Raw genomic sequence first — 1,278 nt, 5'->3', positions numbered from 1 at the left:
CATGCCTAAGAATTGTTTATTTTTTATCCTTTTATTGTGGTCTCTCATTTCACAATTAAATTTTCTATTCGAACCGAGATAAATATTTTATTTTTGCCCTATCCAATGGGATGAATTTGGATACCTATGAATCTACTTTTTTATGATAAGGAAAGTTATGGCCGAGAAGACAGCACAGGCGGAACGATTTATTAAACTGCCGGAAGTGATGAATAAAACAGGCTTAGGGCGCTCCACAATCTATCGAAATATGAAAGCCGGTGAATTTCCTAAAAGTATTCAACTGAATAAACAAAATTCAGTTTGGCTTGAAAGTGAAGTGAATGCCTGGATGAAAGAACAAATTAACAAACGAAACCAACAGGAGACAAACCAATGACACTACAAAACCCGGAAAAGCAAGCGGAACTCGAAAAACTGATTGCAGAACTTAACGAAAATAATCAAGCCTTTTTAGCCGTTCAAGATAAGGCTTTAACAATTAAATCAAACATTGAACGCAATCAAAAAATGGTTGAGGCATTGGAACAGGAAAACCAAGAGGCACAAAAAGAAATTGATAGCCTTCAAGTTAGCGATACCGGAGAGATTAACTTTAAGGGTTTTGATGAAGTTTCCGAACGTATAAGTAAAAACACGTTGAAGATTAACGCGCTGAATAAAGTTATCACAAAATTTGATGCAAAATTAAAACTTCTATTAATCACAGAATATAAAGCATTTTCAGATAACTCTATCAGTATCAAAACAAAAGCCTTAGATTTAATTGCTCAAGAATTTATGGAAGAGTTTTTCAAAAGCGAACCTATGAAAAAAATCAATGAAATCTATTCAGTTCTATTTGAAAATAAAAGTAGTGTCCTATTTGGGAATTATATTAACTATGATCATAAAGAAACATTTTTAAATCTATTTGTTGGGAAAGTTAAATCTCATCTAGATGAAAAAATTGATATTAGTCATTTAAAAATTAATATGCCGGAGATTAAATTTAACATTCCCAACCCGGGCGGCGGCTCATGGCAAAAGCGTGAATATATACGCGAACTAGAAGAGCTGGCTAATCAGTAGTTAAAAATTGTGAATAGCGTAACGCCCCGTAGAAGATACGGGGCTTTTTTATACTGTTTTGAACGATTTGGGACGAATTGAGACTGTTCAGAATCCTTATGATGTGCTATCTTTGTACTATACAAAAACACAGTAAAAGGAACATTCTATCATGGGGTTACAATCGATTGAACAAGACCATATCATTCTATCTGATTTTATTAATAC

General features: G+C 33.4%; 2 protein-coding genes. Both read left to right on the top strand.

The annotated features are described in order from the left end of the window. Positions 1-157: 157 nt before the first annotated feature. A complete protein-coding gene (locus BKK47_RS11580; protein ID WP_018355444.1) occupies positions 158-379 on the top strand; it encodes a helix-turn-helix transcriptional regulator in 222 nt (73 codons plus the stop codon). Further along, entirely contained in the window at positions 376-1,071 is a 696-nt protein-coding gene (locus tag BKK47_RS11575) for a hypothetical protein (protein ID WP_077494977.1), read from the top strand. Before BKK47_RS11580 ends, BKK47_RS11575 begins: the two co-directional genes overlap by 4 nt. Positions 1,072-1,278 lie beyond the last annotated feature (207 nt).

Origin of the sequence: Rodentibacter mrazii (assembly GCF_001998825.1) — a bacterium.
Taxonomy (GTDB): domain Bacteria; phylum Pseudomonadota; class Gammaproteobacteria; order Enterobacterales; family Pasteurellaceae; genus Rodentibacter; species Rodentibacter mrazii.
The sequence above is the reverse complement of the archived record's forward strand: the minus strand, read 5'-3'. Positions and strand labels throughout refer to the sequence as shown.